The sequence below is a fragment of the Cupriavidus sp. 01L46 genome (assembly GCF_056399905.1).
Genome location: NZ_JBFTSF010000182.1, coordinates 1 through 13,089, shown reverse-complemented (window position 1 = coordinate 13,089; position 13,089 = coordinate 1). Strand labels below are relative to the sequence as shown.

Below are 13,089 nucleotides of genomic sequence, written 5' to 3'. Positions count from 1 at the left end.
TGATGATGCGGTGCAAAAGGGAAAAGTCGTCGACCGGCTCGACCAGTACGACAAACTCGTCGCCACCGAGCCGGGCAATCAGGTTGGCTTCGCCAAGCGTCGCGCTAAAGCGATCTGCCACGGCGCGCAGCAAGACGTCGCCCGCGTTGTGGCCCATTGTGTCGTTGACCCTCTTGAACTGGTCCAGGTCAACAAAGAGGATATCGAGACGATGTTGACGGGAGCGGGAACGAGCGAGGCTGTTCTCGAGATGATTCTTGAACATCAACCTGTTGGGCAGACCAGTGAGCGCATCGTGATTGGCAAAGAAGCGCAGGGTCTCCTCGGCCTGGCGACGCAACAGGAAGTGGCCAGTGTGACTAGCTATCGCGCTAGCCATGGCAAGCGCATGTGGATCGCGTGGACGCCTGGTGCGCGAATACATCTCCACCAGTCCGATCGTGCTCGTGCCCTTGCGCAGCGGGAAAGCGAATACGGTTCGCACGCTCGCGTCGGCCAGCCAGCGATGCTGAGGCAAACGCGCGATGGCACCGCCGCCCGCATACCAATGCGGTTCCGTCAGCACGTCTGCCTGATCTGCCTGATCTGCCTGTGGGTCGGCCGGCCGCCGTGCCAGCCAAGGTTCCAGTTCTTGCGCTCTGGCCCGGCAAACCGGCGCAAGCGCCAAGCCACGTCCTGCTTCCGAAGGCCAGAATGCACCGGCCTCCCATTCCATTCCCGCAACCAATGTACCGATGATTTTTTCCAGGACTTCGGCTTCGCTAGACACGGTGGCGAGATGCAAGGCAACCAGATGCTCCTGTGCGCGAGCCTGCTCGATGAGCTTTCGCTGGGTGATGTCCTGCGCGGTACCGCGCAGGACGGCGGTGCCCATTGGTCCATGCGCATGGCCGATCAGGTGAAGCCAACCCATGCGTCCACGTGACGAGCGGTAGGGGCACTCGAGCTCGAAGGCCACGCGCTCCCGCAAGGCGGTTTGCATCCTCTGCCGCAACACGCCGCGAAAGCGAGGATCGGCAGCGCCTAGCAGCATGTCGGGGGTGGGATCCAGCGCCCGCACACCCAGCAGCCGGGCCATCTCGCGGGAAAAATAGGCTGCGTTGCGCCCGAGGTCGAGACGCCAATCCCCCAGGTGCGCGATCCGCTGCGCCTGGGCAAGCCCCTCTTGACTCTCGCGCAGGCTGTGCGTCATGCCATCGGCCACCGCCAGGGCTCGCGACCGGGAACTGGATAGCGCGTAGGCCAGCCCGGCCAGCAGTGCGGTGATGATCAGCCCGGCCCCAAGCACCACACGCTTCAGGTAGCGTTGCGGGCCCGCCATGGCCTGGGCGTCGGCGGAGAAAACAATGAGCCAGCGCCGCCCTCCAAACGGCTGTGTCATCTCCTTGCGCTGGAAGGAACGATCGTCCGATACGCTTGCCCGCTGGCGCGCGGAGGGCTCGTCGCTGGCCGCAAGCCGTGCGGCGCTGGCCTGGCTAGCCGCCTTGGCAACGGCGGGGCCGGTTGCCGTCATGCCGCCGGCGCTGTCGTACAGCAGAGTCGCCGGGGACGGCGGTACCGGTTCGCCATCGAGTTTCCCGGCGTCGTACAGTTCGAAACGGGTCCCATACATGCGCTCGTTGCCGGCGATCTCCCCAAGCAGCCCGCTGATTCGTATACCAGCACCAACGGAGCCGATATAGGCACGGCGGCGCTGCTCCAGTGAATCGAGCGGCTGGCCTTTTCTGTAGACCGGAAGGYGCAAGGCAATGCCGACGTGAGGACCTTTGGCTTCGCTGAAGATCAGGCGCCCGCTGCTCACTGCCTGCCCGCTGTCACGGGCTCTTTCGAGAGCGGCCAGGCGCCCCGGATCAGCCCCCATGTCGATGCCGATCGACGGCAGGTTGTTATGGAACGGCTCGACATAAGTCAACACGAAATAGGCTGGCCGCTTCCCTGCAGGGTGGACAGAGAACGCCACGCCGGCCTCGCGCAGCACTGGGTCCTTGCGCTGGCTGGCGACAAAGCTGGCCAGCTCGGAGGCCGGCACATAGGGCGCGTAGTTGAGCGTCTGGAACCCGGGATAGCGTTGTTCCAGGTTGAGGCCATTGACGAAGTCCCGGAATTCCTCGCGCGATATATCGTCACTAGCGCCGAAGAGCGCCTGCATGGTTACCAGGACGTCGGTGTAGAGCCGGATACGCGTATCGATCTGCTGGACGATATCGTCGGTATCGCTCTTGAATCGCAGGCGCGCATCCCTCTCCAGCAGCTCTGTGTAAAGCGAATGCACGACGATCGTGCTAAGCAGGCCGAGCAGCAGCGCGCCGAGTGTGATGACGGTCGTACTGACGCGTCCGATCGGACGCAGCAATTGCGTCAGTAGCTTGCGCACACGATATCCCCCAGGAACGTGACGTGTGGACTGCAGACCTAAGCGATCAAGCGGCGATGGTGTCAGCCGGCTGCTGCCGGGCCGCCGCCACCGGGGCGCGCGGACTCGCGCAGCGTTCTTTTACCTGTGTCTACAAAGTTATCCCAAATTGGAGCGGGGGCAAGGCCGAATGCGATTGCGGATACCCCACTTAAGTGGGGGCTGCGCCCTATGTGCTTAGTCAAGCATGAGGGGGCGCAAAGGCTATCGTCGCTCGGCATGGGCAACGGGCGGCGCCAGCCAAGATAATAGGACAGGTTCTTGGCAGCCAGGCCTCTGACACGTGCCATCCAAGCCTTTAGCTGGGAGTCATAGGCGTTGACACTCTCGATGTGGAAGACCCACTGCTTCACCCGGGTGCCAACCCGGTGATTGAGCGGCTTCTCGGTCAATGCGGCACGTGCGCGCCAAGTAGCGGCGGATAGCTCCGTCCTGCGCTCACGCTTCTGCAATCAGAAATTTGTCGCGATTCTTGCCAAGCCAGGCCGGTGCTCGACCGCGGCCCGTCCAAGTGGCACCGGTTTTCGGGTCTTGATACTTTGGCGGCAGGGATGACTTGGGTTCTGGCCGTAAAGCACATCACATTCACGGACATGATTCCCGGTCCTGGGGGCGAGGTACGCCCTAGCATCGTTAGCCGCAAAATCGACGCAAGGCACGATGGCGTGCCACTAGTGCCGCTGCTCCGGAAAAGGATTTGTTGCGTCCAACAGACCTTGCCGAAGAAGCGCCGAGCCTCACGGCAGTGCCCGAAGGTGAGGAGATGATTCGGGACTTCCGGTCGATGGGCCTGACCCGAACCGTCGCCTGTGCTCGCACAACGCGCGCCGAGGGGCGCTCCTATCCTATTGGATTCACCAGGTCCCCGTCAGTCGTCGTCCCCGTGTCGCCCGTGTCCGTGGTGGCCACGCCTGCGCCACCGCCGCTCGCCCTGGTCGTCATCATCATCATCGCGCCCACGCCAGTAGGGCGCATAGACGGGCGCAGGAGCGACAACAACTGGGCGAGGAACATACACGGGCCGGGGCGCTACATAAACCGGTTGGGGCTCTACATACACCGGCTGGGGCGCGACATAGACCGGCGCCGGTTCGGCATAGACGACACCGGGAATTCCGATGCCAATGTCGACATTTACACGCGCGTGGGCAGCGGGGGCAATTGCGAGAAGTGCGCCACCGAACGCCGTAATCAATACAAGCTGCTTCATTTCTTCCTCAACTCTGGGCGAGCGTAACTGTACTGGTTCGCGGCAGTCATCTTTACGCGATTTCCGTAAGGATTTGTAACCGCAGTGTCGCAAGTGATCTGCAATCGGTATAGCGCGTGGGTGGCTGTCAAGCTGGCCGAGGTATCTGGCAAACGCCATAGCCTCGCGTGCGCCGGCGAAAGAGAATCTTCCAGACCTAGCTGGTGATGGGCATGAGGTCGCAATTGACACTGGTGCCGAAGTTTTGGCCGCCGACCGGCTTGAGGTGGAGGGCCGCGCCAGCCGCCTCGTGCTCCATGGAGGAGCAGGCACAAGTGAAAGGTCAAGCTGGCTTGTGCTCCGTCAGAACCTAGCGAGCCATGGGATTGGGACGGTTGCCATGGATTTCTCGGGGGCACGGCGAAAGCTCGGCGTGCCCCCGCCCCTGAGCTGGCGGCACCCGGTCGTCTTCGAGCAGATGTCTAGGCTGAATGGCTGGCGTTTCGGATGTAACGACGGCGTCAAATTCCGCGTTAGTCGTTTTCTCCATGGTGTCCGTGGTGCCTGTGGCCCCAATATCCATATGGACCATAGTATCCACCATGGTACCCGCCATCGTATGGCACCACGACACAACCGCCGAGCAGCGTGGATGCGGCGATCAGCAATGCGAGAAAGGCTCTCATGGCACTTCCCTCATATTGAACAAGCGCGGAGAGGCCAGGCTGGCCTTCCAGCTGACTGGCACTCTCCAAAAGGCTCCTGCACTCGAGCTTCGTCGCGATGGCCAACGCCATGGCAACGTACCCCCCTCCGCTCGATGGGAGCAGCTTACTGCTTCTTCGTCTTGTCTACACTGGCGCTGGCTGCAGCCTTCGCGGCGTCGGCCTGAGCCTCCGGTTTCGCAGCATCCGCCTTCGCCTTACTGGCCTCGGTACTGGCGGCCCCCATCTTGCTCGCCTTGTGGTGGGTGCCCTTGGCGACGGACTTATTGGCGTCAACTTTTACGTCAGCCTTTTCCTTGCCAGTGCTGGCTTGAGCCTTTGCAACGTTGCCCTGCGCGCTGACATCCTTCTTGTCCTTTTCGGCTTTTGCCTGCGTGGCTCTCTTTTCCTTGACGACCTTTACCTGGTTTTTCATCGCCCCTGCTTGCGGCTGAGTCGCGGAAGCTGGAACACCAGTCTGAGCGAAAACAGTACCGACGAGGGCTACAGAGGCGAGAGCAGCGAACAGCTTCTTCATGACGTGAACTCCTGAACAATTTTTAGCAACTCGGCAAGGCGCCGTGCTTACCGGTAAAAACGGTACTGTCCCGAGCTGAGTTGACTCAGAACTCGTGACAATCCGTAAGTTCTGAAACAGGTGAGCTGAAGTTGCGCGCGTGRACGGATGCGTCTCCACCCTCAGATTGGTTCTTGGACTATCTGGTGTACTCCGACCCCGGTCCCACGCGGAAGATGCGCGGCTGTGTCGTAGACCGTCCAATCCGGGTGGACACCAGGCGCCTCCACATCGCGTTACAGAAAGTCACCGCTTTGCGAGTCCGCTAATACATCATTGAGCCAAGCCGGCCTAGAGTCTCTGTAAGAGGAAACGGAGTAAACCATGCGAAGGGTCGCAGCACTTTTGATACTGGCCGGGATGACCGGACTTGCCTCGAACGTTGCTCAAGCGCGAGTGGACGTAGGTATCGGCATCGGTATCCCATCGCCAGCGGTTATCACCCCGCCCCCTATCTACTACGAGCCAGCGCCGGTGGTTATCGAGCCTCCGCCCGTGGTAGTTGCCCCGGGCTACTACTACGACGACTGGCGGGCCCGTGCGTGGCGGGAGCGTGCCTGGCGGGAGCAGCGCTGGCGCGAACGCGAATGGCGCGAGCGTCGACGCGAATGGCGACGCTGGCATGACGACTACGATGACTAAGATGACGAATATGAGTGAGCGCTATGCTGGTGAGTAACAGCCGGAACGCCAAGGCGCTCGTCATCACGCATTGGATTGACAGGTAACGCTATGAGGCCGCGCCGTGCGACCAAGGCAGACCTTCGTGATGTGGAAGCATTGCTTCGGTCGTGCTCGCTGTCCGTTGGCGGAATATATAGCGAAGCGGTGCAATTTCATGTCAGCCGAGACCGGACTGGCCTTCTTGGGTGCGCCGGTATCGAAGAACTTGGCGGCAAGGTTGGCCTGTTACAAGGGGTCGCCGTGGCGGAACGGGCAAGACGTGCAGGTCTGGCCGCTCTTCTGGTTTCCGCACTGGTGGCCGATTTGCGTTTGCGCGGTATCGAATCCCTGGTGGTCAGAACTGAAACTGCCGCGGGCTATTTCTCTCGACTTGGCTTCACGCCAGTCGACCGTGTGGCCATACCCCTGGAATTGCTGGCTTCTCATGAATTCTCCAATACCAGTGCCAACACTGCGGCAGTCATGAGGGTCACACTCTAGCGTCTGCTTCCACATGCATCGCCAGTTTTCTCCGTGCACGCGCCTGCGTAGGAGAGTGTGGGGCGCCGGTACGCATCACTAGGTCAGAGTGCGGGCGAATGGGGCGGCCCCGCTCCGCTTTACCCGTTCGTGTACATGGGTTCGCGCGCACCTGTTACCAAACCGACCGCAGATACGCTGCCGCCAGCATCACGCCGGGCGATGGCGGTATGAACTCGTACATACCCTGGATTTCTGGATGCTCGGAAGGCGCACCTACATCTCAGTAGCGGGTCTCCGTTTCCCCGCACTGCGGAGTGACTTCATTGTTTCCTGCGGCCCCTGGCTGCAATCTCACAATCGATTACAAGCTGATCGCGTGTTCGGTGATAGGCTCACCTCCATGACGGCCGACGATGCCGCATGGCCATCGCGCTGCCAAGTGAAGAAGAAGGCAAACATATGCCTTCAGTATTACTAGAGCGTGCCGCAGGCTTCTCTTAGCCTAAGGAAACGCAAGTTGGAGTCACTTCATCATGATGACCGAGATTCACCTACGTTCGGCCTCTCACTTAGACTTGCAGGAAATCGTTGCTTTGCTTGAGCGCTGCAGGCTACCTGCAACGGATGTTGTCGAAATTATCGAAGCCTTCCACGTTGCCCTGTGTGATGGCCACATCGTTGGCTGCGCAGCGGCAGAGCGCCATGGAGAGTCCATCCTAATCCGCTCGGTAGCAGTTGAGCCTGAATACCGCGAGAGGGGCATCGCTAGCCGATTGGTTGAGGCGCTCTTGATAAAAGCTCGCGGCACCGAGGCGCGAGACGCTTATCTCCTCTCTGCTGTAGCCCCAGCCTATTTCGCGCGCTGGGGGTTCTCCCTTATCCCTGCCGAAGAGGCACCACCGGAAGTCACGGCTTCAAGTGCATTTCAGCGGGCCGTGCAAACGGCTGCACTCTGCATGCGATGCGAGTTCCACTAGTGCTGGCGCTGTTCTAGCGCGGGCGACGCAGTCACCTGACTGGCACGGCGGCCCACGGGCGAAGACCGCCGACGACTACGACGCGCTGCGTCCCTGGAAGATGCCAGCCGGTCACCGCTGATCACAAATCACGCCTCCTGTTACGCCAGCCACACCGTACCGGATAATCTGCCTGAGACGCTGGCCGTCATTTAAGCGTATATGTCAACGTCCCATATCCCAGTTGATCGAAGCCGCCGCTGTTGGGACCGTAGTCGCCACCGCCGCCTTCCGGCGCGACCTTGCGGGCAAAAGCCTCGACGTCCGGCGCGGAGAGCCCTTTGAGCACAACGTAGTGGTTGTAGACGAGTGCCCAGATCGGACGCCCGTCGCCGCGCGAATTCGGCGAGATGACGGGCTGCGTGACGTCGCTGTTCGTGTATTGCGTGTAAGGCACGTCCTTCCCGAGGTTGTATCGGGCGGCGTATTCCGCTCCGCGCAGGAACCGGTTGTCGTCATATCCGTAAAGATCGTCCCCCTGGCTCCAGGCCATCTGGCAGAACGCCCCGAGCAGCGCGATATCGAGCATGGTATGCCCCTGGTCGCGCCCGCTTTCCTGCACCTGACCCAGCCCATCCGGATACAGCTTCCACACCACGTGTTCGATTGAACCGTTGCCGGCGCCATGCCTGAAATAGTCGACCGCTTCGGCATAGATGTCGTGACGGTCGGTCAGGACCCCGATTGCCAGCATGGATGCCATGTTTGCGAGATCCCAGTTGGCCCAGTAGTGGTCGATCTTTGCGCCGTTGTGCCGCGCCAGGAAGTCGTGGTTCATGGGATAGAACACGCCTAGCATCATCGACTGGAAGCGCCGGAAATCGTCGGCACGCCACAGTGGGGACGTGCGCAGGATTTCGCCGGCGTTCGCCAGTTGGTAGCCGTAAATACCGGAAGCCAGGAACTTGTCGGAACTGCCACCGATCATCGTCAGCGTGCGCGACCACGCATTCAGGACTTCTATGGCGTGTTGCGCGTAGGTGTCGTCGCCGGTGATCTTCCACCGAAGTGCAAGMGCGTAGGCCGCAGCGGCATCGTTGAAGAGCGTGGCGTAATTCTCTGCGTGGTCGGGGTTACGTCCGCGATAGATGGCCGGCTGCGGATTCGGCTTCCAGTCGAGCGACGCATGCCGGTTGGCAACCAGGCGTTGCCAGCCGTCGAACCACGGCTGCCGCCGCGCGCCGACGTTCTCGCGCATGCGCGTGAAATCGCTCTCCGTATGCAGGAGGCCGGGGTGAACAAAAGGTGCGCCGGCCATGCGGGCGCCGGGCGCAGGCTTCGGTTGCGCGCCGGTGTGTGACTGATATGAACCGGTCACGTCGGTATGGTGCTGCGTCGCGGCGATGCACCCGCCAAGCATCACGATGCAAAGAACGGGAATCGTGGCTGCTGCTCGCAAGGACAGACGAAATGCCATATGGCTCCGATAATGGTTGCGCCGGTCTTGCTGAGAAAGAACCAGTATGGATTCGAACAGGAACCGGCGTACGATGAACGGGCCGCCGGGAGAAAGCCGCTTTGCAACGTATGAACGGTCCTCGCGACGCTACGGTTGACAGTAAGCATGCCGTAAAGAATCGTCCGTCATCCCGTGAAGAATCATTCCGATTCTGCGCATACCGATCTAACAGGCGTCGCTTACGGACCGCATACGTCTATACGCATATATTCGGCTTACGTAGTGGGAGAAGCCCAGGCACGCTCGCAGCCTCCTTGAGATCCGTGCACCCTGCCCTTGGGAGTTTGTCGGCTTAGGCTAGCCAGCCCGGCGCGAGAAGGCAGGGCCCGGGATGCTGGTCAATGCCTGAGCGCGCTCCTACTGAATCTTGATACTCGCTTGGCTCACCACCGCTCGCCACTTCACGAGTTCGGCCGCCAAGTGCGCTGACAGTTGCTGCGGCGTGCCGCCCAACGGCGTTGCCCCCATCTCAGTGAATTTGCGGATCACCTCCGGGTCGCGCAGCACTTCGTTCAGTGCCGCATTCATGCGCATCACGATGGGTTCTGGCGTGTTGCGGGGAGCGAGCATTGCGAACCAGGTCGAAGACATCAGATTGGAGTGGCCCAGCTCGGCGGCGGTCGGCACGTCAGGCAAGGCGAGCGAACGCGGATTCGACATGACGGCAAGCGCACGCACCTTACCGCTCCTGACCTGCCCGAGGATGCCGGGCACTAGTTGGAACATGGCCTGGATATCGTCCGCGAGGAGATTGGTGGTAGCCTGACCCGGCGAACTGTACGGCACGTGTATCAGGCGGGTGCCGGTCTCACGCATGAAGAGTTCGCCGGCCACGTGCATGGAACTGCCATTGCCCGTGGAGCCGTAGTTCAGCTTGTCGGGGTTGGCCTTGGCAAACGCAATGAACTCGGACAGGTTCTTGACCGGCAGGCTCTTGTTGACCACCAGGATATTGGGCACATCGGCCACCAGCGCCACCGGTGTGAAGCTCTTTTGCGAATCGAACGGCAGCTTGGCATACAAGCTGGGATTTACCGCCAGCGTGCCTGCCCACGAAAACAGGAACTTGTACCCATCCGGTACAGCCCCGGCGGCCATCCCGACACCGATATTACCGTTGGCACCGCCACGGTTCTCAATGATGACTGTGGCGTGGAGTTGCTTGTGCAATTGCTCGGCTAGCACACGTGCCAGGGTGTCAGCCGTTCCGCCACCGCCCGGCGCGGGCACGATGATCTGCACGGGCTTGGACGGGTCGGGCCAGTCCGCCGCCACGGCGGACGACTGCAGACTTGGAACCAGGGCCACCGCAGCGGCCAGGCAGGCCAGGATGTGACGCATGTTGTCTCCTTGATCTTTGTAAGCGGCAATTCGGCGCCGCCCTATTCTTGGTTGGTGCCGGCTCGCGGCGGCGTCAAGCATACAAGGCTTGCTCCTGCGGCGCTCGCGCGGCCCGGACCACCGCGCGTATCGCCGTGTCCGACGTCGCAACTGGCAAAACGCAGCCCGGACCCACTATCAGGCGGCGGCCGTCCGTTTGCGCTATTGCGTTGTGCACCTCATCAGCAATATCCTGCTCGCTTCCGTGAAGCAAGGTGCCGTGCTCGTTCAAGCCACCCACCAGCAGGCGCGTGAAGCGCGCCGCCGCCGCCTCCAGCCCTGGAGGGGTCAGGCGGTCGTGCCAATTGAACATGTCGACTGGATACGTCGCCAGGAGATCGAACATGATGTCGTCGCCGTGCGCGTGCAACATGTTGAGTTGTGCGTGGCCACGCAGCGCAGCGAGCACCTCCAGATCGTAGCGGCTCCCGAATCGCTCATACTCCTGGGTCGTCAGCATGCGGCTCGACGCCAGTTGCGTTGCGAAGAACACGCCGTGCGCGCCGGCCTCCAGCGAGTCCAACGCGAACTGAATCGTGGTGTCCGTGATTACCCGCAGCGCCGCCTCAAGCGCATCCGGCTCGCAGCGCAGGTCAGCAAATAGCCTGTCCGTACTCAACTTGCGCGCCGTGGTTAGTGGGCTGAACACGGTTTGCAGAATGGGTACCGCGCCGCGCAAGGACCGTGCCGCTGCGCGTAGCGCCTCGTTCTGGCGGCCATAGGAGCCCTGTTTTACATCCAACGGCCGGATTCGAAGCCAATCCTCCGTTGTTCGCACAGGTGACGCCACCACCGCGCGCGCGCCGTTGGCACTGCCCTGGTACGCCGTGACAGCGCCCCAGTCTTCTACGCCGTATGTGCCCGGTGGCATGAATTTGACCAGGTCAAAATCCCATTTTCGCTGCCACTCCAGGGTGTGCCGCACAAGTTTGTCCACGTCCAGGTCGTCCTCCGGAAAGTGGCGCCACAACGCAACGGGAGTACGGTCGGTGGCGTMGCCCAACAGGGCGGCTTCAATGCGCTGCCAATGATTCATGGTCTGCATGTGTTTGCTCGCTTCGATGTTTGCGCAATCCAGCGGATTCAGGGGGCCAGCGCGAGGACTCGGTTTACGCCCGTGGCTACGCGCGCGGCCTCCACGCCGTACACGTGGACGGAGATCGCCAGACCAGCGCCTGCGTTGCCCAGCCGATGGACCTGGTCCAGGCCGTCCGTCCCGCTGCTGCCCGCGCCCACGGCGCGCGGCTGCCAGTGAAGTGGCGTGGCGCGCAGGCTCTGGCGGTCGCAGGTGTAGTAGTGCTCTTGCAGTTCTCCCTGAACCACCGTCAGTGCACACCAAGTGTGGTGCGCGTGCACCGGGCTGAACTGCCCGGCCTGCCACACCAGGACCACTACCGTATAGCGTCCCTGTGGGTCGGCCTGCAGCACGTGGCGCGCATAACGCTGCGGGTCCGGCTGGCGCTGTGCCGGCGTTAGCCAGTTACCGTCGGCGAAAGATGCCTGCAAGGCGTGTTGCACCGCGCCGGGCAAGCGATCCGGCGGCAATGCCATTGCGGCGTCGATCCCGCGGGTGAGCGCGGTCAGATTGTCGGTTTCCAGAGTCAAGCACATAGGGGTTTTTCCCAGTAACAGTTCGTTTTTCACAAAATCTATGACACAACGCATTGAAGGCGTTTAGTCTTTCATTAAGTGAAATGAGGAACAAACGAGATGTTTGGAAAACAGCTTTTGTAAAATACGAAACCTTATGCACTACAGTCTGATAGACCTGAAACTGTTCGTGGCAGTGGCCGACGCAGGCAACGTGTCGCGAGGCGGCGCCACCTGCTTCCTGGCGCCCTCGTCGGCCAGCCTGCGCATCAAGCAATTGGAGCAAGCGCTGGGCACCCGGCTGTTCGTGCGGGAGGCACGCGGCGTTTCGCTGACACGCGCTGGCCAGGTCATGCTGGAGCACTGCCGCCGCTGCCTTGCCGAGCTGGAGCAGATGCACGCCAACCTGGCTCCCTATGCCGAAGGAGTCCGGGCGCAGGTCACGATCTTTGCTAACAGCAGTGCGATCGCTTCGTTCTTGCCGGGGGATCTGCAGACGTTCCTGCGCGACTACCCGGAAGTGCGTATCTCCCTGGACGAGCGTCTCAGCCACAACATCGTGGCCGCCGTGGCCGAAGGGCGAGCCGACGTTGGCGTGGTCACATGGGATGACGAGCATCCCGAACTTGTGTTCCTGCCCTACCGTCAGGATGAAGTCGTCATGGTGGTGCCCGAGGGTGACCCGCTGGCCGCGCGCCAGTCAGTAGCATTCCTGGACTGCCTGAGCCGCCCCTTCGTCAGCCTGCAGAGCGGGGCTGCCATTCATACCTTCATGGTGGGCAAGGCCGCAGCCCTGGGACATCACATGGACGTACGCATCCAGGTGTCCGGCTTCGCAGCGGTGGTGGYAATGGTGCGCTCGGGCGCGGGGGTCGGCATGGTGCCGCGCTCGGTGTTGCGGTCGATCAACTGCGACGGCGTGCGGGTGTTGACGCTGTGCGAGAAGTGGGCGRTGCGGCCACTGAAGCTATGCACGCGGCGAGATGCGGCCGCGTCCGCAGTTTATGTGAGTGCCCTGCTGCGGCAGTTGGGCCAGCAGGCTGACGCGCTGGCGGGGTAAGCTCGCTGCCGCGCAGCATCTTCGGCAACTTGGGCGTGCGATGGAACTGGTAGCCACCGGCTCCGCGCGTTCAAGTCGAGTTCGGTCCCGGCTTATTCCGCTCTGGCAGCCATCAAGCGATGGGGCACGCTCATCAGCACATCAGGCACGCGTACACACGGTTGCCGACCTGTMGATACGGTAGGTCCATACAGCATCATCGCGGCGCGCCCAAAAACAGAACGGTCCCAGACTTCGAATCGCCCACATAAGGCCAGCTACGAGTCGTCTGTTAGTCCAATGACCGCTCATGGCCAAACTCCGCCATCGGCTCACCGTTCGAGGACCGACGGCGGTCATCGGCTGCTGCCGACCCAGTGCTGCCCCTCAAATGAGATTCACGACCGTCAKGTTCCGGCGCGACATGAGACAGTCGCGGATGAGACCACGTCGCCGACTTGCGAAATTGGGGTTCTGGATGACAGGCTGCTAGCCGCACAAGCTCGGCGCAGCCTACGGAAAGTCTTCACGGCGCTCCGCCCATGTCAGGATCGCATCCAGTGCCGGGCACAACGC

General features: G+C 61.7%; 11 protein-coding genes and 1 pseudogene. 4 read left to right on the top strand and 8 right to left on the bottom strand.

Annotated elements, in window-relative coordinates; translation table 11 throughout:
* The 4 genes and pseudogenes from AC1DS3_RS25875 to AC1DS3_RS25860 all read right to left on the bottom strand — a co-directional run.
* Positions 1-2,374: sensor domain-containing diguanylate cyclase (locus AC1DS3_RS25875; RefSeq protein ID WP_477128236.1), on the bottom strand; the 2,374-nt coding region annotated here is incomplete at its 3' end.
* Between the two features lie 477 nt (positions 2,375-2,851).
* Positions 2,852-2,965, bottom strand: a pseudogene (locus AC1DS3_RS25870) (H-NS family nucleoid-associated regulatory protein); the annotation flags it as partial.
* 316 nt (positions 2,966-3,281) lie between these two features.
* A complete protein-coding gene (locus AC1DS3_RS25865) occupies positions 3,282-3,623 on the bottom strand; it encodes a hypothetical protein (protein ID WP_441635607.1) in 342 nt (113 codons plus the stop codon).
* Between the two features lie 810 nt (positions 3,624-4,433).
* Positions 4,434-4,844: a hypothetical protein gene (locus AC1DS3_RS25860; protein ID WP_441635609.1), complete on the bottom strand. Its 411-nt coding sequence runs from the start codon at positions 4,842-4,844 to the stop codon at positions 4,434-4,436.
* Positions 4,845-5,207: 363 nt separating this feature from the next.
* Between AC1DS3_RS25860 and AC1DS3_RS25855 the strand changes: the two genes are divergently transcribed.
* From AC1DS3_RS25855 to AC1DS3_RS25845, 3 genes are all read left to right on the top strand, one after another.
* Positions 5,208-5,525: a hypothetical protein gene (locus tag AC1DS3_RS25855; protein ID WP_441635611.1), complete on the top strand. Its 318-nt coding sequence runs from the start codon at positions 5,208-5,210 to the stop codon at positions 5,523-5,525.
* 90 nt (positions 5,526-5,615) lie between these two features.
* Positions 5,616-6,047 (top strand): GNAT family N-acetyltransferase, encoded by a 432-nt coding sequence (locus tag AC1DS3_RS25850; protein WP_441635613.1) that lies wholly within the window; start codon positions 5,616-5,618, stop codon positions 6,045-6,047.
* Between the two features lie 515 nt (positions 6,048-6,562).
* Positions 6,563-7,006, top strand: coding sequence for a GNAT family N-acetyltransferase (locus AC1DS3_RS25845; RefSeq protein ID WP_441635615.1), 444 nt, complete (start codon positions 6,563-6,565; stop codon positions 7,004-7,006).
* 187 nt (positions 7,007-7,193) lie between these two features.
* On the opposite strand, the gene AC1DS3_RS25840 is transcribed toward AC1DS3_RS25845, so the two are convergent.
* The 4 genes from AC1DS3_RS25840 to AC1DS3_RS25825 form a co-directional block, all read right to left on the bottom strand.
* A complete protein-coding gene (locus tag AC1DS3_RS25840) occupies positions 7,194-8,462 on the bottom strand; it encodes an alginate lyase family protein (RefSeq protein ID WP_441635617.1) in 1,269 nt (422 codons plus the stop codon).
* 399 nt (positions 8,463-8,861) lie between these two features.
* Positions 8,862-9,926, bottom strand: a complete 1,065-nt coding sequence (locus tag AC1DS3_RS25835) for a Bug family tripartite tricarboxylate transporter substrate binding protein (RefSeq protein ID WP_441635619.1) — start codon at positions 9,924-9,926, stop codon at positions 8,862-8,864.
* The gene (locus AC1DS3_RS25830) at positions 9,919-10,929 is read right to left on the bottom strand and encodes a uroporphyrinogen decarboxylase family protein (RefSeq protein ID WP_477128235.1); all 1,011 of its coding nucleotides are present in this window, start codon (positions 10,927-10,929) and stop codon (positions 9,919-9,921) included. The genes AC1DS3_RS25835 and AC1DS3_RS25830 overlap by 8 nt, the downstream gene beginning before the upstream one ends.
* 38 nt (positions 10,930-10,967) lie before the next feature.
* Positions 10,968-11,495 carry a cysteine dioxygenase family protein gene (locus AC1DS3_RS25825; RefSeq protein WP_441635623.1) on the bottom strand — a complete coding sequence of 176 codons (528 nt, stop codon included), beginning with the start codon at positions 11,493-11,495 and terminating at the stop codon, positions 10,968-10,970.
* Between the two features lie 136 nt (positions 11,496-11,631).
* Here AC1DS3_RS25825 and AC1DS3_RS25820 point away from each other — a divergent pair, with 136 nt between their 5' ends.
* On the top strand, positions 11,632-12,534 hold the full coding sequence (locus tag AC1DS3_RS25820) for a LysR family transcriptional regulator (protein WP_477128234.1): 903 nt from the start codon (positions 11,632-11,634) through the stop codon (positions 12,532-12,534).
* Positions 12,535-13,089: the final 555 nt, after the last annotated feature.